General features: G+C 60.7%; 20 protein-coding genes and 1 tRNA gene. 12 read left to right on the top strand and 9 right to left on the bottom strand.

What is annotated here, in order from left to right; genetic code table 11:
* The first annotated feature begins 163 nt into the window (after positions 1-163).
* The 10 genes from HMPREF2630_RS02420 to pknB all read left to right on the top strand — a co-directional run bounded on the left by HMPREF2630_RS02420 (position 164) and on the right by pknB (position 12,593).
* On the top strand, positions 164-1,735 hold the full coding sequence (locus HMPREF2630_RS02420) for an alanine/glycine:cation symporter family protein (protein WP_049342962.1): 1,572 nt from the start codon (positions 164-166) through the stop codon (positions 1,733-1,735).
* 203 nt (positions 1,736-1,938) lie between these two features.
* Positions 1,939-2,226, top strand: a complete 288-nt coding sequence (locus HMPREF2630_RS02415) for a PLDc N-terminal domain-containing protein (RefSeq protein ID WP_049333752.1) — start codon at positions 1,939-1,941, stop codon at positions 2,224-2,226.
* Between the two features lie 124 nt (positions 2,227-2,350).
* Positions 2,351-2,437 (top strand) — tRNA-Leu (locus HMPREF2630_RS02410).
* Positions 2,438-2,667: 230 nt separating this feature from the next.
* Positions 2,668-3,597, top strand: a complete 930-nt coding sequence (locus HMPREF2630_RS02405; protein ID WP_049342961.1) for an FhaA domain-containing protein — start codon at positions 2,668-2,670, stop codon at positions 3,595-3,597.
* Positions 3,597-4,061 (top strand): FHA domain-containing protein FhaB/FipA, encoded by a 465-nt coding sequence (locus HMPREF2630_RS02400; protein WP_049333748.1) that lies wholly within the window; start codon positions 3,597-3,599, stop codon positions 4,059-4,061. Before HMPREF2630_RS02405 ends, HMPREF2630_RS02400 begins: the two co-directional genes overlap by 1 nt.
* A 3-nt stretch (positions 4,062-4,064) precedes the next feature.
* Positions 4,065-5,780: a PP2C family protein-serine/threonine phosphatase gene (locus HMPREF2630_RS02395; RefSeq protein ID WP_049342960.1), complete on the top strand. Its 1,716-nt coding sequence runs from the start codon at positions 4,065-4,067 to the stop codon at positions 5,778-5,780.
* Positions 5,773-7,233, top strand: a complete 1,461-nt coding sequence (locus tag HMPREF2630_RS02390) for an FtsW/RodA/SpoVE family cell cycle protein (protein ID WP_049342959.1) — start codon at positions 5,773-5,775, stop codon at positions 7,231-7,233. Before HMPREF2630_RS02395 ends, HMPREF2630_RS02390 begins: the two co-directional genes overlap by 8 nt.
* Positions 7,226-8,665, top strand: coding sequence for a peptidoglycan D,D-transpeptidase FtsI family protein (locus HMPREF2630_RS02385; protein WP_049342958.1), 1,440 nt, complete (start codon positions 7,226-7,228; stop codon positions 8,663-8,665). The genes HMPREF2630_RS02390 and HMPREF2630_RS02385 overlap by 8 nt, the downstream gene beginning before the upstream one ends.
* On the top strand, positions 8,662-10,413 hold the full coding sequence (locus tag HMPREF2630_RS02380; protein WP_070483195.1) for a protein kinase domain-containing protein: 1,752 nt from the start codon (positions 8,662-8,664) through the stop codon (positions 10,411-10,413). Before HMPREF2630_RS02385 ends, HMPREF2630_RS02380 begins: the two co-directional genes overlap by 4 nt.
* Before the next feature lie 47 nt (positions 10,414-10,460).
* Positions 10,461-12,593, top strand: a complete 2,133-nt coding sequence (gene pknB / locus HMPREF2630_RS02375) for a Stk1 family PASTA domain-containing Ser/Thr kinase (RefSeq protein WP_049342956.1) — start codon at positions 10,461-10,463, stop codon at positions 12,591-12,593.
* A 211-nt stretch (positions 12,594-12,804) separates the two neighbouring features.
* Here the strand turns inward: pknB and HMPREF2630_RS02370 are convergent, their stop codons facing one another.
* The 3 genes from HMPREF2630_RS02370 to HMPREF2630_RS02365 are packed head-to-tail and all read right to left on the bottom strand — an operon-like array spanning position 12,805 to position 14,379.
* The gene (locus tag HMPREF2630_RS02370; RefSeq protein WP_049333735.1) at positions 12,805-13,437 is read right to left on the bottom strand and encodes an aminodeoxychorismate/anthranilate synthase component II; all 633 of its coding nucleotides are present in this window, start codon (positions 13,435-13,437) and stop codon (positions 12,805-12,807) included.
* Positions 13,438-13,452: 15 nt separating this feature from the next.
* Positions 13,453-13,614 carry a hypothetical protein gene (locus HMPREF2630_RS09175; protein ID WP_049333732.1) on the bottom strand — a complete coding sequence of 54 codons (162 nt, stop codon included), beginning with the start codon at positions 13,612-13,614 and terminating at the stop codon, positions 13,453-13,455.
* Positions 13,615-13,629: 15 nt separating this feature from the next.
* Positions 13,630-14,379, bottom strand: coding sequence for a class E sortase (locus tag HMPREF2630_RS02365; protein ID WP_049342955.1), 750 nt, complete (start codon positions 14,377-14,379; stop codon positions 13,630-13,632).
* Between the two features lie 150 nt (positions 14,380-14,529).
* Between HMPREF2630_RS02365 and HMPREF2630_RS02360 the strand changes: the two genes are divergently transcribed.
* Entirely contained in the window at positions 14,530-14,844 is a 315-nt protein-coding gene (locus tag HMPREF2630_RS02360; RefSeq protein WP_049333728.1) for a cell division protein CrgA, read from the top strand.
* Between the two features lie 216 nt (positions 14,845-15,060).
* Here HMPREF2630_RS02360 and HMPREF2630_RS02355 read toward each other — a convergent pair whose 3' ends face one another.
* Positions 15,061-15,639 (bottom strand): hypothetical protein, encoded by a 579-nt coding sequence (locus HMPREF2630_RS02355; protein ID WP_049342954.1) that lies wholly within the window; start codon positions 15,637-15,639, stop codon positions 15,061-15,063.
* A 13-nt stretch (positions 15,640-15,652) separates the two neighbouring features.
* Positions 15,653-16,570, bottom strand: a complete 918-nt coding sequence (locus HMPREF2630_RS02350; RefSeq protein WP_049342953.1) for a LysR family transcriptional regulator ArgP — start codon at positions 16,568-16,570, stop codon at positions 15,653-15,655.
* A 208-nt stretch (positions 16,571-16,778) separates the two neighbouring features.
* Between HMPREF2630_RS02350 and HMPREF2630_RS02345 the strand changes: the two genes are divergently transcribed.
* Positions 16,779-17,411 carry a LysE/ArgO family amino acid transporter gene (locus HMPREF2630_RS02345; protein WP_049333723.1) on the top strand — a complete coding sequence of 211 codons (633 nt, stop codon included), beginning with the start codon at positions 16,779-16,781 and terminating at the stop codon, positions 17,409-17,411.
* Positions 17,412-17,486: 75 nt separating this feature from the next.
* Here HMPREF2630_RS02345 and HMPREF2630_RS09295 read toward each other — a convergent pair whose 3' ends face one another.
* From HMPREF2630_RS09295 to HMPREF2630_RS02335, 4 genes are all read right to left on the bottom strand, one after another.
* Positions 17,487-17,786 carry a hypothetical protein gene (locus HMPREF2630_RS09295; protein WP_239663111.1) on the bottom strand — a complete coding sequence of 100 codons (300 nt, stop codon included), beginning with the start codon at positions 17,784-17,786 and terminating at the stop codon, positions 17,487-17,489.
* A gap of 189 nt (positions 17,787-17,975) precedes the next feature.
* The gene (locus HMPREF2630_RS09290) at positions 17,976-18,437 is read right to left on the bottom strand and encodes a hypothetical protein (RefSeq protein WP_239663110.1); all 462 of its coding nucleotides are present in this window, start codon (positions 18,435-18,437) and stop codon (positions 17,976-17,978) included.
* Between the two features lie 27 nt (positions 18,438-18,464).
* Positions 18,465-18,587 carry a hypothetical protein gene (locus HMPREF2630_RS09390; protein WP_256387521.1) on the bottom strand — a complete coding sequence of 41 codons (123 nt, stop codon included), beginning with the start codon at positions 18,585-18,587 and terminating at the stop codon, positions 18,465-18,467.
* A 30-nt stretch (positions 18,588-18,617) separates the two neighbouring features.
* Positions 18,618-19,163 carry a GTPase gene (locus tag HMPREF2630_RS02335; RefSeq protein ID WP_070483193.1) on the bottom strand — a complete coding sequence of 182 codons (546 nt, stop codon included), beginning with the start codon at positions 19,161-19,163 and terminating at the stop codon, positions 18,618-18,620.
* Positions 19,164-19,384 lie beyond the last annotated feature (221 nt).

The following is a 19,384-nucleotide window of genomic DNA, read 5'->3' as shown; positions in this document are numbered from 1 at the left end:
GTTGCCGAACGAAGCCCACGAACTCCACAATGAGATGACTAATCGTGCGCATTTTGACCGCGCGCCGCGGATCTAAAGCCGCATCACCAGCAGAGAAGCCCCTCGTAACCCACCCTTCGGTGTGAACGTGTGGGCTTTCGCGCTTTCTAGATTGGAGTACCGAGTGGATTTTCTTCTGAACATCATCGGGGACATAAATGAGCAGACCTCGGGACTGACTTCTTCCGTGTATGCTGTGCAGAACTGGATGTGGAGCAACTTCCTCTACTACGCCCTGATTGCGGCTGGTCTGTACATTACGATTCGCACTCGCGGCGTGCAGTGGCGTTCCATTAAGGAAATGGTCCGTGTTCTGGGTGACCCGGTTGCTCGTGAGGCTGACGGTAAGAAGAGCATCTCTTCGTTCCGTGCGTTTACGGTCTCTGCCGCATCCCGCGTGGGTACCGGTACCGTGGCGGGTGTGGCCCTGGCTATCGCTATGGGCGGTCCCGGCGCTGTGTTCTGGATGTGGGTTATCGCGGCCGTGGGCGCGGCTTCAGCCTTCGCGGAGTCTCTGCTGGGTCAGCTGTACAAGGAGCGCGGTAAGGATTCCTACATCGGTGGTCCGGCGTACTACATGAAGCGCGGCCTGAACGCTCGCTGGATGGGTTACATCTTCGTGGCGTTCATCGTGATTACCTATGCGTTCGTGTTCGTTGCTGTGCAGACTAACGCCGTGGTGGATGCGACCTCGAACTCCCTGGGCATCGACGTGTCGGGTACGAACTCCATGGGCTTCCGCGTGGTCGTGGGCGTCGTCATGGTGCTGCTGACCGCGGCCATTATTTTCGGTGGTATTCGCGCGATTTCTTCGGTGACCGAGTGGCTGGTTCCGATTATGGCGGTGCTGTACCTACTGCTGGGTCTGCTGGTGGTTCTGCTGAACATCACCGAGATCCCGAACATGCTGCTGATGATTTTCCAGGGCGCGTTCGGCATTAAGGAGTTCGTGACCGGCGGTACCATGGGTGCCGTGATTTGGGGTATGAAGCGCGGTCTGCTGACCAACGAGGCCGGTATGGGTACCGCCCCGAACGCCGGCGCTACCGCAACGATTTCTCACCCGGCAAAGCAGGGCTACGTGCAGACCCTGGGTGTTTACTTTGACACGATGATGGCCTGCACCGTGACCGCGTTTATCGTGCTGCTGTCGAACCCGGCCTACGGTGATAAGTCGCGTGGTGCTTCGCTGACTCAGTCGGCGCTGGCTATGCAGCTGGGCGATTGGGCGGTTCACTTCCTGACTATCGCGATTTTCATGTTTGCGTTCTCGACCGTGATTGGTAACTACTACTACGGCGAGTCGAACATGCGCTTCGTGACCGGGAACAAGGTGGTCCTGACGATTTTCCGCGTGCTGGTTCTGGTGTTCGTGTTCTTCGGCGCGATTTCTTCGCTGGATCTGGTGTGGACGACCGCGGATATGCTGAACGCTGGCATGGTGATTGTGAACTTGACGGCGGTGCTGCTGATGACGCCGAAGGTTGTTGCGGTGCTGAAGAATTACGAGGCGCAGCGTAAGGCCGGCCTGGAGCCGATCTTCAGGGCTTCGGACCTTCCGGAGATTAAGAACCTTGCGGCTTGGGATGGCACGGACGTGGTGACGACCCGCGAGTTCTGGGCCGAGTACGATGCGAAGACGGCCGAGCGTCGCAAGCTGAAGGCCGCCAAGAAGGCTGCGAAGGCCGGTCGCTAGGCTAGCTGACACGGTTCACCGAGCGTGAGCCGTCGACTGAGAGCTGTGTGAGGGCCCGTTCCCGCCGAATGTGGGGGCGGGCCCTCACGCTATTCGGGGGCCCAACGGTGCGATTCGGCCGGTGGGCGTCGCGTGCACCGGTATTCTGGTGGAGGTGCGCCGCGCGTAGGCGGGGCGCTATTGAGGCATTGTGAGGAGAAGTAATGGACTGGAAGCCCGTAGTGGATATCGTGGTGACCGCGGTTTTCCTGCTGGGTATCGGCCTGGCCCTGTGGGGTCTGCTGACGGTGCACCGTAGCCCGTACTTTTCCGAGGTGCAGAAGCTTAAGTGGCTTCTGCTGGTGCTGTTCCTGCCGTATCTTGGCCCCCTGGTTTGGATTTTGCGGGTTCGTACCGAGCGCGCGGAGGCCGCACAGCGGGAGCTGGAGGCGGCGAAGCGGGACGGGGCTCCGCTCGGGGAAGCCGGTGAGGTTGCGGCTCGGGCCGAGTAGTCCGGGTCTAACACCCCCACCCAACCATTAAGGTAACGAAGGTCACACCATTTCAATTGGACAGTACATCACACACCCCGTATAGTTCTATGTGTTGCCTGCGGTGATACACCGTAAGACACTTGCGCGAGTGGCGGAATAGGCAGACGCGCACGGTTCAGGTCCGTGTGCCCGTGAGGGCGTGGGGGTTCAACTCCCCCCTCGCGCACCAACGATCCCCGGTTCGAAAGAACCGGGGATTTTTTCATGCATTAACGGCCCAATCCCCAGACGATACGCGGGATTCCGGGCCGATTCACCCGTGCATCCCCTAAAATGGAACCGGGTGTGTTCACGCACAGAACACACAGCTAACGCACAGGCACGCTCGTTAAACTGAACCCTTTGAGGTATACCGCGAGCGCAGTAGTTGCTCGGATTGGTCGTTGAGAAGGAGGCGGCATGAAGTTTTTCGACAAGCTAGGAAAGCTGGAACAGGGCATCGGCCGCACCGTCGGCTTTTCTAAGGGCTTCGGCACCTTTGAGAAGGCAGATGTCGCCAACCGCGTCCGCATCATGATGGACGACGAGTCTTACGTGGACGGCAGCGGCCGCACCATGGCCCCGAATATTTACACGCTCCGCTTCGCGCCGGTCGATTTTCCGCGCGTGCGCGAGTGGGGCAACCCGTTCGCCGTGGAGCTGTGCGACCTGGCCATCTCTCACGCTCGCGCCCAGGGATACACCCTCATCGGCGCGGTGCGCGTGACCTTCAACGTTCTCGATTCCCTGGCCGAGGGTGAATTCGAGGTGGTGGCCACCTTCGAGCCGTTCTCGGTTCCGGATGCGCCCGCCTCCCCCACCCTGCGCGGCGCCGCTAACTACGCGCCGGTGCGCCCGCCCCGGGAGTCTTCGCTGCCCACGCGCATCACGAAACCCGCCGCCCAGCCTCAGCCCGCGCAGCCGGTTCAGCCGCCGCAGCCGGTGGCGCAGCCGAACTCTCGTCTCTCGCGCATCCCGCGTAGCGGCCAGGGTGGGCACGCCCCGCAGGGCGCCCACGGTGCCCCGGCGTCCCCGGCCGCTCCCGCCGCGGCGGCTCCCCGTCTTTTCCTGGAGATCAACGGGCGCATGCACCCGATTAGCCACCTGCCCTTCACGCTGGGCCGCGGTTCGGAGTCTGACCTGCGCCTGGACGATAAGGGCGTCTCCCGTCGTCACGTGCAGCTGTCGGCGCATAACGGCGCCGTCGTTGCCACCGACCTGGGGTCCACGAACGGCACCCTCGTCAACGGCGCTCCACTTCGCTCTCCCGTGGTGCTGACCAACGGTTCACTCCTTCGCATGGGCAATACCCGCATCATCTTCCATAGTTCTACCGGAGGTGCCCGTTAATGGCGTCCGAACTAACAGTCACTATTCTTCGCTACGCGTTCCTGGCGCTCATCTGGTTCTTCGTGTTCCTGGTGGTCTCCGCGGCACGCCGCGACCTAGGTCTGGGTAAGAACTACCGCGCAGTGCCTGTGGAGGCTTCCGCCGAGGCCACCCACATCACGCCCCCGCCCTCGCGGCCCTCGCAGTTGATTATTACCGAGGGCGCGCAGGCCGGCGCCATGATGCAGCTGGGCGACCACCCCATCACGATTGGTCGCGCCAACGATATTGAGGTGTCCCTACAGGACGATTACGCTTCGGGCCGTCACGCCCGCCTGTTCCCCCAGGGTTCCCGCTGGTTCCTGGAGGACCTGAACTCGACCAACGGCACGTACGTCAACGGTGAGCGACTGACTCGCGCTACCCCGATTGAACCCGGTGATGAATTCCGCGTGGGCGGCACCACCATGCAGCTGAGGGGGTAGCCGATGAAGATTGCTTTCCGTCTTGAGGCGCGCTCCGATACGGGCCTCAAACGTTCTAAGAACGACGATTCCGGTTACGGCGGCCGCTACCTTGCGGTCGTCGCCGATGGCATGGGCGGCCACGTGGGTGGCGATGTCGCCTCCGCGACCACGGTGCTGAGCCTGACCCCGCTGGACCACCCCGACTTTGAGAACGGCACCGGCGGCGTTTACCTGGCCGACGAGATTCAGAGCGCCAACCTGATTATTAACGAGCTGGCCGCAAATGACCCGCAGCTTGCCGGTATGGGCACCACCTGCACCGCGCTGCTGATTGACGGCGATTGCATCGAGTTTGCCCACATCGGTGACTCGCGTGCGTACCGCCTGCGCCCGGGTGCCGACGGTGAGTTCGAGCAGATTTCGACCGACCACACCTTCGTGCAGCGCCTGCTGAACGAGGGCCGCATTACCCCGGAGGAGGCCGAACACCACCCGCATAAGAACGTGATTATGCGCGTGCTCGGTGACGTTGACGCCTCCCCCGAGCTGGAGCTCAAGACCCTGGACGCCGTCGTGGGCGAGCGCTGGGTGCTGTCCTCGGACGGCCTGGACGCCGTGGTTTCCGTACCCGAAATTGAGCAGGTGATGCGTTCGCACGACGACCTCGCGGAGGTTGCCGACACGCTCATCTCCATGACCCTGGAGCGCGGCGCGCCCGATAACGTGACCGTCGTGGCCCTGCAGGTCATCGACCGCGAGGAACTGCCGGTGGACGAGCCGGTGGGTCCCTCCGCGCTACCCGATTCCGCGCTGCCCGACTCGATTGCGGCGGAGCAGGAAGTCAGCGTGAATACGCAGAAGCTTCCCGAGATTGCCGCAACCGCCGAGGCCGCGGAGGCAACCCTCGCCGCGCTGGAGCAAGAGTCCGCTCACCACAACGTGCGTCGTTTCCGCCGTGCCCGCGACTTTGCCGGAACCCTGTTGCACAGCGGTTCCGATGCGGTGCGCCACCACATCGGAACCTACGACAACGCCGTGGATGCGGCCCTCACCAACGCCGCGATTCTGCGCGGCGAGCTGGGTTCGCGTCCGCATCAGCTGGTCGGTGCCGCCGCGGTGGCGACCGAGACCGGCATGATTCCGGCGGTGACCTCCCGTACCCTGGAGCACCGCGCCACGGTGGCTCAGCGCATGCCGCTAACGGTGGATGAAGCGCCCCTGCCCGCCGAGCTGGAGGAGCTCATCGCGGAGGAGCCGGCCGAACGCACCTCCCGCCGTTCCTGGTCGGTGCGTCTCTTCATCTTCCTGCTGGTGGCGGCTCTGCTGACCCTGGCGGCGTGGACCGGCCTGCGCTACGTGGAGCGTAGCTACTATGTGGGCGAGAGCGACGGCACGGTGGCGGTGTACAACGGTATTCCGCATGCGCTGGGCCCGATTCGCCTCTCGCACGTGGTGGAGAATACCGATATTTCGACCTCGCAGCTCTCCGACCACACCCGCACCCTGCTGCGTAATTCGATTACCGCGAAGGACCTGAACGAGGCGCACCAGATTGTGTCGCGCCTGAAGACCCAGGCCGAGCAGAACCGCATCAAGGCGGAACAGGCGGCGTCCGCCTCCGCTTCGCCGACTCCCGATCCGACGGCGACCGCATCGTTGGCTCCCGAGCCCGCGGAATCAGGGGCTGAAACCCCGACCGAATCCCCGAGCACGGAGGGCGGTGAGAACCATGGCTAAGCTGTCGTTCCGACGCGATTCCGATGCGCCGCGCGCGCGTCGCTTCACGGAGCTACTATTGCTGGTCGTGGCCGTGGGTATTAGCTCTTTCGGCATGTACCTGATTGACCCGGAGCACGCCCTGGACACGTCGAAGAGCCAGTGGCTTCCCTGCACCATCGTGCTGGGCGCCGGTTCGCTCCTGATCCACCTGGTCCTGCAGTTCCGTGCCCGCTACGCCGACCCGTTCATCCTGCCGCTGGTGGTGACTCTGAACGGTATCGGTTTGACGATGATTTACCGTCTGGACCCGCAGATTGCCGCGCCGGTGGGCGACGGCCAGCTCATGTGGACGGGCGTGTCCATGGTGCTGTGCGCGGTCATCGTGTTCGTGTTGCGCGACCACCGCGTGCTGCGCAAGGTCACGTACACCTCCCTGGTGCTGTCGATGATTCTGCTCATCATGCCGCTGATTCCCGGCCTGGGCATGGAGTTGAACGGTGCGCGCATCTGGATTCACATCGGCAACCGCACCTTCCAGCCCGGCGAGGTCGCGAAGATTACGCTGGCGATTTTCTTCGCCGGTTACCTGGCAACGCACCGCGACCTGATTCTGGTGGCGGGCCGCCGCATCGGTCCGGTAAACCTGCCGCGACTGCGCGACCTTGCACCGGTGTTCCTGGCCTGGCTCGTGAGCCTGGGTGTTCTGGTGTTCCAGAAGGACCTGGGTTCGGCCATCATGTTCTTCGGCCTGTTCATGGCGATGCTGTACCTGGCGACGGGCCGCCTGTCGTGGCTGGTCGTGGCCGGTATCGGTATCGCTGTGGGTGGGTACTTCGCGTACAACTACGTTTCGCACGTGCACGCCCGCATCTACGCGTGGGTTCACGCCTTTGACCCGGATATTTACCAGGCTTCGCCGGGTGGTTCGGGCCAGATTCTACAGGGCGTATTCGGCCTGGCATACGGCGGCCTGTTTGGTCGCGGCTGGGGTCAGGGCCGAGCGAACCTGGTTCCCTACGCAAACTCCGACATGATCATCTCTTCGCTGGGTGAGGAGCTGGGCCTGATTGGTCTGGGCGCCATCCTGATGATGTTCATGTTGCTGGTTTCGCGCGGCTACCGCGCGGCTCTGGGCACCCGCGACGGCTTCGGTAAGTTGCTGGCGGCGGGCCTGTCCACGGTCATGGTGCTGCAGCTGTTCGTGGTGATTGGCGGCGTGACCCGTCTGATTCCGCTGACGGGTCTGACGACTCCGTTTATGTCGGCGGGCGGTTCGTCGCTGGTGGCCAACTGGATTATTGTGGCGCTGTGGCTGTCGATTTCGCATAGTGCCCGTGCCCCGCACCTGGTGGCCGGTTACGATGCATCGCAGGGTATCGACCATATGGATACCAGCTACGAGCCCGAGGGCGCGACGAGCGTCCTGGCCCGTATCACGGCAAAGGATTCTGGAGGTGAGAAGAATGGATAGGGCGATTCGCCGCATGTGGATGTCAGCCGCGTGCGTGTTTGTCCTGCTGATGGGTACCCTCAGCTATATTCAGTTCTTCGATTCGAAGACCCTGATGGCTAACCCGTGGAATAGCCGAGCACTGTACGACAACTACGGTTCGGCGCGTGGTTCCATCGTGGTGGACGGCACGGAGATTGCTTCCTCGGTGAAGTCCGATGATGAGTACAACTACCAGCGCGTGTACAACCACCCGCTCAAGTACGCGGCTCTGACCGGCTACTTCTCCACCATCTACGGCGCGACCGGCCTGGAAGCCGCCATGGATAAGGAGCTCGCCGGCACGAGCGATAGCCAGTTCTACGATCGCGTGGCGCAGCTCTTCAGCGGTTCCTCCGCTCAGGGTGCCAGCGTGGAGCTGACCATCAACTCGAAGCTTCAGGACATCGCCTACAACGCTCTGCAGGGCCGTAAGGGTGCCGTCGTGGCGCTGAACCCGAAGACCGGCGAGATTCTGGCGATGGCTTCATCCCCCTCCTACGACCCGAACCTGCTGTCCTCCCACTCGGGTTCTTCCGTGATTGCGAACTACCAGGCGCTAACGGCAGATGAGGATCAGCCCCTCTTCAACCGAGCGATTGCCGGTAATACGTACTCGCCGGGTTCGACCTTCAAGATTATTGACGCGGTCGCGGCCCTCGAGTCGGGTAAGTACAACGCCGAGTCGGTTATCGCGAACCCCGCGCAGTTGCCTCTGCCGGGCACGAACATCAGCCTGCCGAACTACACGGGCGGCCAGTGTTCCACCCGAACTCAGGCAACGATTGAGTGGGCGTTGGCGCAGTCCTGTAACGCCCCGTTCGCGCAGATTGCGATGGACCTGGGTCAGGAGCGTATCGCTAAGACCGCCGAGAACTTCGGGTACGGTCAGGATTTGAAGATTCCGCTGACCGTGTCGAAGTCTTCGTTCCCTTCGAATATGACGCAGAGCCAGCTGGCTCAGTCGGCCGTCGGTCAGTATAACGTGAAGACCACGCCCCTGCAGGTGGCGATGACCTCCGCGGCGATTGCGAACGGCGGTGTGCAGATGAAGCCGAACCTGATTCGTTCGGTGAAGACCAGCAACCTGAGCACCCTGCAGGAGTTCTCGGCTGAGAAGCTCCGCACCTCCACCTCCCCCGAGGTGGCCAACCAGGTGAAGCAGTGGATGGTGAATTCGGTTGATAATGGTATTGCACGTAATGCCGGTGTCGCGGGCGTGAAGGTGGCGGGTAAGACCGGTACCGCAGAGACGACGGCGGGTTTGAATAATTCTTGGTTCACCGGTTTCGCTCCGGCCGATGACCCTCAGATTGCCATCGCGGTGGTGTACGAAGATATTGACGTGGCGACCGGCGCACAATTGGCAACCGGTACAAGTAAGCAACTTTTTGAGGCGGTGTTGAACAAGTGAGGCCTGCGGCTGATATTACCCTGGGCGGGCGCTACACCCTGACCGAGCGTATCGCAATTGGCGGTATGGGTGAGGTGTGGAAGGCTCGCGATAAGGTGCTTGGTCGCATCGTTGCGGTCAAGATCCTGAAGGAAGAGTACACCGGCGACCCCGGCTTCCTGGAGCGTTTCCGCGCGGAGGCTCGCAATACGGCGCTGCTGAACCACCCCGGCGTGGCGAACGTGTTCGACTACGGCGAGGAGGATAACTCCGCGTACCTGGTGATGGAGCTTGTGCCGGGTAGCCCCCTGTCGAGTATCATCGAGCGCGAGGGTACCCTGCCGCCGGACCGCGTCCTGAACTTTATCGCGCAGACCGCTCGTGCGCTGGCTGCCGCTCACTCGCAGGGCCTGGTGCACCGCGATGTGAAGCCCGGTAACCTGATTATCACCCCGGACGACCGCGTGAAGGTGACCGATTTCGGTATCGCGCGCTTGGCAAACCAGGTGCCGTTGACTGCGACCGGTCAGGTGATGGGTACCGCCCAGTACCTGGCTCCCGAGCAGGCTACCGGCCAGGCTGCGACCGCTTCTTCTGATATGTATTCTCTGGGCATCATCGGTTACGAGTGCCTGGTGGGACGACGCCCGTTCACCGGTGAGTCGCAGATTGCGATTGCGCTGGCTCAGGTGAACGATCCGCCGCCGCCGCTTCCGGAGAGCATTCCGGCCGCGGCACGCGCGCTGATTATGTGCCTGCTGGCGAAGGACCCGGCTCAGCGTCCTAAGGATGCGACCGCTCTGGCTTCTGCGGTGGATGCGATTCGCCGCCGCGACCTGAAGGCAGCGGTGAAGGCTGTGCCCTCCCTTGCCCAGTTCCTGGCCGAGGAGAATGCCGACGATGCAACCGTGGCCATGGACGCTATGAACGGTGCGGCTGAGCCGATTAGCGCCTCCGCCGCACCGCGTTTCGGTTCGGGCGGGCGTTTCTCGCCGGAACCGACCACGGCGCCTATCCCCCGCACGAGCGCCCAGACGGTGCGCACGAGTGCGGAGCGTTCTGCCGCGGCGCCCCGTTCCTCGACGAAGCGCGGCCCGAACGTGTGGATGTGGGTCGCGATGCTGCTGGCAATCCTGCTGATTCTGGGCGGCATCTGGACCGTGTTCTTCACCAATAACGGTGGAGGCGGCACGTCCCCGGAGACATCGGCGAGCGCTTCGGCCTCTTCGGAACCGACAAACACCGGTAAGGTGTCGACGGTGGAGACGAGCGAGGCCGCTGCCACGACCTCCTCCAAGAAGAAGGTGACCGTGAACGCGGTGAACTACGAGGGTCGTGAGCTGCAGGATGCGGTGAACGAGTTGAAGAACCTCGGCCTTTCCCCCAAGACGGAGGGTGTGGAGTCCACTCAACCGGAGAACACGGTGATTTCGGTTTCCCCGACGGGTACTTTGGAGCAGGGCAATAGCGTCACCGTGCGCTATTCGACCGGTCCGAAGTCGGTGACTCTCCCGTCGAACCTTGAGGGTAAGAACGTGGACGAGGCTTCGAAGGCCGTCGCAGCGCTCGGCGTGAATGTTTCTCTTCACTACGAGAATTCGGATACCGCGGCCCCCGGCACGGTTCTTCGTACTACACCTTCATCTGGCACTAAGGTGACGGTTGGTAGTAATGTAGACATGTATGTGGCCTCTTCCAATTCGGGTAGGGGATCGAGTGCCAGCGCTTCCGCTGCACCGTCTGCGTCGGCTTCCGCCACGGCGCGTTAGCCCCTACGTTTTGATTTAGTTTTTGTCTTATTGATCCAGGAGAACTTATGGACCTGTCGGTTCCCGACACGGTTGATAACCGTTACAAGGTACTCGAGGTAATCGGTACCGGTGCGATGGCGACCGTTTACGCTGCCGAGGACACCCGCCTCGGCCGCAAGGTGGCTCTTAAGATTCTGCGTCCGGAGCAGGCCCAGGATGAGACCTTCCGTGCCCGTTTCAAGCGGGAGGCGGAGGCCGTCGCGTCTCTGAATAATCCTGCGATTGTTGCGGTGTATGACACCGGTTCGTTCGATCCTTCCCAGAGCTACGGCGTGGATGAGGCCGCAGGCGAGTCTACGCTCATCCCCTATATCGTGATGGAGTACGTGGAGGGTCACACCCTGCGCACCATCCTGTCGCGTGGCGGTCACCTGCCGGTGAGCGATGCGCTGGGCTACGCCGAGCAGTTGCTGGGCGCGCTCCAGTACAGCCACTCGATGGGCATCATTCACCGCGATATTAAGCCGGCGAACATCATGGTGCTGGACCGCACCAGCGAGGATATCGCGAAGGGTCAGCCGGGCCAGATTAAGGTCATGGACTTCGGCATTTCTCGCGCGATTGAGGAGGCCGGCGAGGCGCTGACCAAGGCGAACGTGGTGATGGGTAGCGCACGCTACATGTCCCCCGAGCAGGTCAGCGGCAAGGAGGTCGATGCCCGTAGCGACCTGTACTCGGCCGCCTGCGTGATTTACGAGATGATTGCCGGCCGTTCCCCCTTCGATGCCGAGTCGAATGTGGATTTGGCTGCTAAGCACCTCTCCGACACCCCTGAGCCCCCGAGCAAGTTCACCCCGCTCGAGGTTCCGGCAGGTCTGGATGCGGTCATTCTGAAGGGTCTGGCTAAGAACCCGGACGACCGCTATCAGAGCGCTGCCGAGTTCGAGCAGGCACTGGTCTCCGTGATTCGTCCCGGCGAGGAAACCGTGGCTCAGGACGCCGCCATGACGACCGCGTTCGTGCCGTCGGCAACCACCGCGTCCCTGGGCGAAGATTACGCCCCGTACACCACCTCGATTACCGAGGCTTCGGTGGAGGACGGCGGTCTCAACGGATTCTTCGACTACGAGGATGAAGAGGAACCGTACGAGGATGAGGAGTACGTCGAATACGATGAGGGTTCGCCCCGTAAGCGTGCGTGGACGCGCTTCCTGGTTGGTATTCTCATCGCCGCGCTACTGGCATTTAGCGTCGGCTCGGTGCTGTATTACCAGAACAAGCTGAACGAGGTTCCGCAGGTTCAGGTTCCGGCCGTGGTGAACATTTCCCGCGATGATGCCGATAACCAGCTGCGTAACCGAGGCTTCGTGGTGGAGTACCGTCAGGGCTACTCCGACAACATCAAGAAGGGCGACGTGATTAGCGTCGAGCCGGGTGTCGGTTCTACGGTTAATAAGGGCTCGACCGTGACCGTGACCGTCTCAAGCGGCCCGGAGAAGATTAAGCTGCCCGATAACCTGCAGGGCCAGAGCGAGGCGTACGTGCGTAACGCGCTGAAGGACCTGGGTCTGGTGGACGGCCGTGTCTCCACCGTGGAGAGCGCTTCGGTGCCTGCCGGTATGGTGGTTGAGCTGTCCCCCGAGAAGGGTTCGACGGACGATAAGGGTGTTCAGACGGTTGAGGCCGGTAGCACCGTGAACATTGTCCTGTCCTCGGGTAAGGTGAAGGTCCCCTCGCTGGTGGGTCTGACCAAGGATCAGGCGATTGCCGCTCTGACCGCTCAGGATGTTCTGCTGAACACCAACATTGAGACGGTTCAGACGACCGAGCGTCCCGCCGGTACCGTGCTTTCGCAGAGTTCTGCGGCCGGTACCCTGGTGCCGCAGAACAGCACCGTGACGATTCGCGTGGCTGCTACCCCGACTCAGACGACTGCCCCGACTGCTGCGGCTACTCAGCCGGCAGCGTCGACCGGTAACCAGAACGCTACCACCGGTAACCAGCAGCGTCAGGCCACTCAGCAGGCCACTCAGCCTGCCGCGTCGACCGGTAACCAGAACGCTACCACCGGTAACCAGAACCAGCAGCATTCTACCGCTTCGGCTACTCCGGCACCGGCTGCGTCCGCTACTGCGGGTACCCGTACGATTCAGGGTAATAACGCGAACGCCAATGCAAATAACGCTAACTCCCGCTAAGGGGTTTTAGAGGTTAGCCGCGAAAAAAGGGGCGGCGCTCTACACCGTTGGGTGTGGGGCGCCGCCCCTTTCGTGTGCCTGTCCGTGTGCCCGGGCTTGCTCGCGACTATGGGCTCAGATAGAGTATCGCCTCCAGCTTCCCTGTAGTGCGCCTACTACGGAGCTTCTGGAGGCGATATAAGCCACTGAGGACTCTAAAGGCTATAAGGGATTAGGCCATGAGGGGCGAGAGGCTCTTAGCGCGTTCTGCGGCGCCCTGCAGGCCGGTTTCCTCAAGCCAGTTGCCGAGCATCAGGTAGCCGCCTTCGGTCAGGACCGATTCGGGGTGGAACTGCACGCCGTGCATGGGGGCTTCGCGGTGGCGCAGGCCCATAATGATGCCGTTGTCGGTCGTGGAGGTGGTTTCCAGGACGTCCGGCATGCTCTCGGGTACGACCGCAAGCGAGTGGTAGCGGGTCGCGGTGAAGGGGCAGGGCACGTCCTTGAAGACGGAAACGTTCTCGTGCACCATCTTCGAGGTCTTGCCGTGCATCAGTTCGGGGGCGTGGGTAACGGTGCCGCCGAAGGCTTCGGCAATGGCCTGGTGGCCCAGGCAGACGCCCAGCAGGGGCTTATTTGCCTCTGCCGCCCAGCGGATGGTGTCAATAATGACGCCGGCTTCAGAGGGCGCTCCGGGGCCTGGAGAGATGAGCACGCCGTCGTGGTCTTCCGCGAGCTTCAGCACGTGGTCCAGGTCGTATTCATCGTTGCGGATGACCGTGGTCTCGGCGCCGAGCTGCTGCAGGTATCCCACAAGGGTGAAGACGAAGCTATCGTAGTTGTCGATGACAAGGATGCGGGTCATGGTGTTGTCCTAGTGCTAATGGTTGATGGTGACGTTCTGGTTGAAGGGGCCGTACTCGGCGAAGTGCGGGAAGACGTACTCCATGAGCAGGTAGACGGCTACGAGCACCAGCACGATGGCAATAATGATGCGCAGCCACAGGGGCCCGGGCAGGTGTCGGAAAATCCATCCGTACATGTTCTTTTCCTTTCCTTAAGATCCGGCCACCGAAGCGGCGATTTCTGCGGGGGCGCCGGCGGAGGCGGGACGCCACGATTCGAATCGGGCGTGCACGATGTATCGTTCGGTATCGCCGTAGCGTGGGTGGCAGGTGGTGAGGGTCATGAGACGCTCGGTGGGGGCCACACCGGGTTGGCCGGGCACAGGTTCGATGACTTCAACCTGGTCAGGCTGCACGATTTCGTGGCTGTAGACGGTGTAGGTGTAGTAGCCGTCTTTGGTGCGCACGTAGATGTGGTCGCCTTCGGTGAGCAGGTCGATGTCGTTGAGGACCTTACCGCGGGTTTGGCGGTGGCCGGCGAGGGAGAAGTTGCCGACCTGGCCGGGCATGGCGGTCCCGTCGTAGTGTCCGAGACCGAGGGAGTCGAGCACGTCGGCGCTGGTGCCCTGGGTGGCGGGACGATGATAATCCGCGCCAAATTTGGGGATGTAGACGACTCCGAAGACCTCACCGTGTTCGGGTTCGCTCAGCCCGGTGGGAGGGGTGTTAGGGTCCCAGCTGGGCGGGGCTTCGGCCGGATGCGCGTCAAACTCCTGCACGAGGGTGCTGACGGCCTGGGACTGGGTACGGTCGGCGTCGATATTGGTCCACCACAGCTGCCAGGCAACGAAGAGAAGCAGAATAACGCCCGCGGTGATAAGGAGCTCGCCGGTAATCTGGATGATCCATTGCAGCACGGTGCGGGGTCGGCGCGCAGCATTATGTGCTTTTCCGTGGCTCATGCTCTCTCCTTGGGGTTAGTGGCATTGCGTTTCTCAGCCGTCATACGCTGTGTTTAACGCTCGGGCGAGGTGAAATCATCCCGCAAGTCTGCAAAGATAGGTGTAAACGTATATTTTTAGGTTACCCATACAACAATAAGCGGAGGAAGTATGTCGTCCAACTCGGCTAAGGCATCGTCCAAGAAGAAGTCTCAGAAGTCCGAGAAATCTGAGGTGGAGGACGCAAGCGAGATTCGTCTGCGCGAGATTGCCCATGAGATGGAGAGCGGTACGCAGCTGAAGGAGCAGACTCCGCTGTGGTACCGGGTCATCATGTTTTCGCTGCTGGCCCTGGGCATCCTGTGGATTATTGTTTTCTACATTACGCAGGGCCTATTCCCGATTCCTGACTTGGGTATGTGGAACGTCAGCATCGGCGTGGGCGCCATGATGGTGAGTATGCTGATGATGACCCGCTGGCGTTAAGACTTAGGCGTTAGATTTTATGAGAGAGGCGGTCGTCCCGTATGTGGCGGCCGCCTCTCTGCGTTTGGGAGTTGAGTGTTTGGTAGGGCTGGGGCTAGAGAGCCTCTGCTGTGCTTTTCTTTGTTCTGACCCGGAAGATTGCGGTCATGGCGACCATGATGAGCAGTTCGGTGAGGGTTTGGGTGAGTACGGTGGCGCTCATGAGGTTTGCTGACGCTACGGTGAGCGGGCTGACCAGCGTTGCGCCAGGTAAGCGGCTGCTAGGGGCACGATGAGCGGTGCAAGGCTGAGGTAGCTTTCGACGGGGAGGGGGAATATTTCTCCCACTACCCCCATATTTAATATTCTCATATAAATATATACACTAGTCCATATAGGAATAGAAAGGATCTGGGCGCCAAGTAGGTAGGGTGTTGCCGCCTGCAAACCTCGATATTCCCCTCCGGTAATACACGTAAAGACCACAACGTAATCCACGCATGGAGCCAACAGAACAATTGCTACAGCTAAAGCAACGGGACCGCCCTCGGGATTAAAGAGGGGAACGAGCAGTGCAACCAGAACTGGAGTCCCCAAAGCAGCAACCAGCACCACAGTATGGGTGAGCCTCTTGTGCTGACCGGCGCTCATGCCGCTTAGGGGCATGAGGGCAAAGTTGGTCCACAGTAGCGCACCGAGCGCGTAGGGCACGAGCTGCTCGGAGACCTGACTCCATCCGCCCCGCCCCGCGCAGGCAACTCCCGCAGCCATGGAGACGAGGTAGAGGGCCACCTGGTGACGTTCCACAAAACCCACGGAACCACCCCTTCTAGTAGATAAGGTCGCCTCGCGCCGCTTCGTGGACGCGGCGGGTTACGGTCTCCATAACGGGCGAGTTAATGTTCCACCGCTGCCAGTAGAGGGGAAATTCTACCGGGGTTGCGGCGAGCTTCACGAGGTGCCCATTTTCGAGCTCTTCGGCGCATTGCGCCTCAGGAATGAGGCCCCAGGCAATACCGGAGCTAACGGCGCGCGCATAGTCTGGAGATGAGGGAATGTAGATGGTGGGGCTTTGAACGAAGGTTTCTTCAGCCTCTAGGCCTACCTCTTTTTCAATGAGGGCTCGTGCCACATCCTGCACAAAGTCTTTACGGTCGTATTCGACGACGGGGGCACGATTGAGCTCTTCGTGACTCATGGTCTTGGGCCAGCCGGGCAGGTACCGCTGCACGTAGTCGGGGGTGGCAACGCACCAGTAGCGTGCCACGCCGAGGGTTTCGACGGAGCAGCCGGGGATTTTTTCGGGTTTGGAGGTGATGACTGCCATGACTTCTCCGGATCGGAGCATGGCGGAGGAGTGGAATTCGCCTTCTCGTCGCAGGTCGCAGAAGATGCTGTCTTCGCGGCTGAGAGTTCCGACGGCGTCGATGAACCAGGTGGCAAGCGAATCGGCATTGACCGCCACAGACACGCTTTGGAAGCCGCCGGCACCCATGAGTTCGCGTTCCATTTCTTGCTGCAGGAATTCACTCTGGCGGGCGATGCGCAGCACGCTCTGTCCGGCATCCGTGGGGGTCACGGGATTGCTTCGGCGCAGCAGAACCTTTCCGGCGATCTGCTCCATGGCTTTGATGCGCTGGGAGACGGCGGAGGGGCTCACTCGCAGGATATCTGCCGCCGCGTCGAAGGTGCCATATTCGATGACGGTGGCGAAGGTGGTGAGCTGGTCGGTACTGAAACGTGTCATAAGAATATCTTACGCAGTGTGAAAATATTTAGATAGATTTAGGGTCCTTTTTCCCGTATTCTCGTCTCTGGCGCTTCATACTCCTGCTAACGCAGGCTTTATCCCTGCGTCGCGAGCTTTTGCCTGGCAAGCTGGTAGTAAGAGAGCCGCTACCCGCCACTGCGTACGCGGGTTCATACCCCGTTTGATCGACATAGAAAGTTTCACGATGTCCACATCCCTGTCCCTGCTGTTTCTGGGTGCCACCACCACTATCTCTTTGGTGGCCGCCATTGGCGCCCAGGGCACGTTTGTGTTGCGTCAGGGCATTACGGGTCGGCATATTACCCCGATTATTATCTTCTGCGTGCTCTCGGATGCGCTCATGATTGGCTTGGGTGTCGTGGGTCTTGGTGCGCTACTTGACGCCGCCCCGTGGGTTATGGAGGTTCTCCGCTACGTCGGCGCAGCTTTTCTGGCGTGGTTCGGCTACGAGTCGGCGAAGCGTGTTTTCACCCCGCATGCGGTTGTCGTTGAGGAGGGTACCGAGGATGCGCAGTCGTTGAAGGCGGCCCTGCTAACCACGGCGGCGGTCACCTACCTCAACCCGCTGGCATGGTTGGACACAACGATTTTCCTCGGTTCTCTGGCTAATACGCAGGGCGATCCCGGCCGCTGGTGGTATTACCTGGGCTGCTGCTGCGGTAGCGTGCTGTGGTTCCTCATGATTGGCTACGGCTCACGAATTTTACGTCCGCTCTTCGCCCGCCCGGAGGCCTGGCGTGTACTTGACGCGGCGGTGGCCCTACTCATGGTGTATCTGGTATTCAACCTGCTCACCATGGACCTATCTGCCCACTAGCACCATACCTTTTATCCCTTGTCAGGCTCTTTTTCCGCAGTCTCCTCCTCGCTAAGGGGTACGAGTGCTTCGCTTTTAGGCATGGTGAGCAAGCCCCAGGTAGATATCGCGAATAATCAGGATGTGCTTGATTCGCTCAATCATGGGTTTGAGGAAGCTTCGGGCATATTTTTCGTCGCTACTGGTGGTTGCGACGAAGCTGAGCCCGGAGAACACGGCAACAATCATGGACACCTTGATGACCACGGCGTTGATATTGGTGTCTACGCCGAGGATTTTGAGGTGTTTGGGTTTGACGGCCATCCACGATTCGATGATGGTGTCACTAATGGCTACGGATGAGAACCCCATGAAGAACCCGAAGACGAGCAGCATGAAGAAGCTTGCCTGAATAATCTACCCGATCATGGGGATGATGATGAGGTTGCCCCAGGGCGCGATTTTGAGGGGTCGGTGTTCGAGGATTTTCTGCTCTTCGACCCAGTCCTGGGCGGTGTTCCAGATTCCGCCTTCGAGGGCTACGGCGCGCTCGTAGTCGTTTTCTCGCTAAAGCGTGCGACGTCGTCACCTCTGTTGCGACCCAGAAGGCGCGCTGTGCGCTCTAGAGAGGCAGTGACGACCACGAACACGGCGAGTAGCCCCATGAGGCCCAGAACCGCCCAGGTACGCGGGAAGCTGAGCCCCTGCAACGAGTACGGTAAAAGCACCTGCGGTAATTTGTACCCACTTCGGGGAGCGCACCATCAGCAGATGTACTAGGGCAATAAACGCACCAGAGATAATCGGCATCACGAGGAAGATGCCGCCAAGCACGAGTAGGGGAACGACGTCCTCGCTCAGGGCAGTATCGGTTGCAATGGCCCTAACGTACTCCGGGAGGGAACCGTTAGTTCCGTCAAGGATGAAGATGAGGATATCGCGCAGGAAGATATAGCAGACGTGCATGATGCTCACCCACAGAATCCAGGGAACGGAGCGCGGGAACGCGTCAAGAGCACGCTGACGTGCAGGAATGATGAGGGGCACGCCCTGCTTGCGGAACCAGATATTACTTTACCTCAGCATATCGGCTCTGCTGTATTGCAGAGATCGTCCCTCTGCGGCTTTGGTGCGCAGCCGCGCCCAGATGGGGCGTGCGTCCTTCTGCTGCGGGGTGTTCTGGTCCTGTGTGCTCATGACATACCACTCTACAGGGTCGAGAATACCTTATAGTTTTTCCTTCTGGAGTTCAGCTCCAATGAAACGGGCATACGCACCCATGAGTAGCGCAGCTACTTCTTCGTGTCCCGCGTAGATGCCTAACTCCTCATCCTCTAGTCCTTTGTAGGTACCGCTGCTCATCTCGAGCAGGGATAGCGGCCCCTCTGCGGTCTCCGGGGCTAGGGCGTCCAGGATGAAGCTCAGGCTCTCTTCTGTCTCTTCATCCGCTCCCAGGAGGCGCCCTAGGAGTGTTCCCAGGTAGGGGGCGATGGTAAGTACGTCTTCGTTTACGCATTGGATAACACGGGCTATAGGAATAACATCACCGTTCTCGGTCTCTTCGAGCAATAGCTCAGCGGAGAGGTCTATATGGCTTTCCTCGCCCTGTAGGAGCTGCCTGGGCCACCAGAGGTGAATGTATTCAGTGAGTGCTGCCCATACTTCGTGGGGCTCCAGAGCGCTTTCTACATATAGGGCTACAGTGCGTTCTTCGCTGACCGGTTGCTGCTGGTCGGTAGGCTCTGGTGCGTGGGAAAACATGGGGTAGTGCATGGTTCTACTCTATCCCACTGGTCACCTATCAGGAGGAGATATTCTTTCTTCCTCCTTGCCTCCCCTCCCTTCGAAGGGGTGCGAGGGCACAAAAAGGGGGGCAGACCCACCTGGGTCTGCCCCCCTTCCCAGCTTTAGCTGTTAAAGCAAAAGAGCCCGCGTAAGCGGGCTCTTTTTATTGCCTATTGGATTGTTATCCAAAAACCATACAGTGAACGCAA

Origin of the sequence: Rothia sp. HMSC072B03 (assembly GCF_001809565.1) — a bacterium.
In the GTDB taxonomy this organism is placed as follows: Bacteria; Actinomycetota; Actinomycetes; order Actinomycetales; family Micrococcaceae; genus Rothia; species Rothia mucilaginosa_A.
Note: the sequence above shows the minus strand (reverse complement) of the source record. Positions and strands in the feature narration are given on the sequence as shown.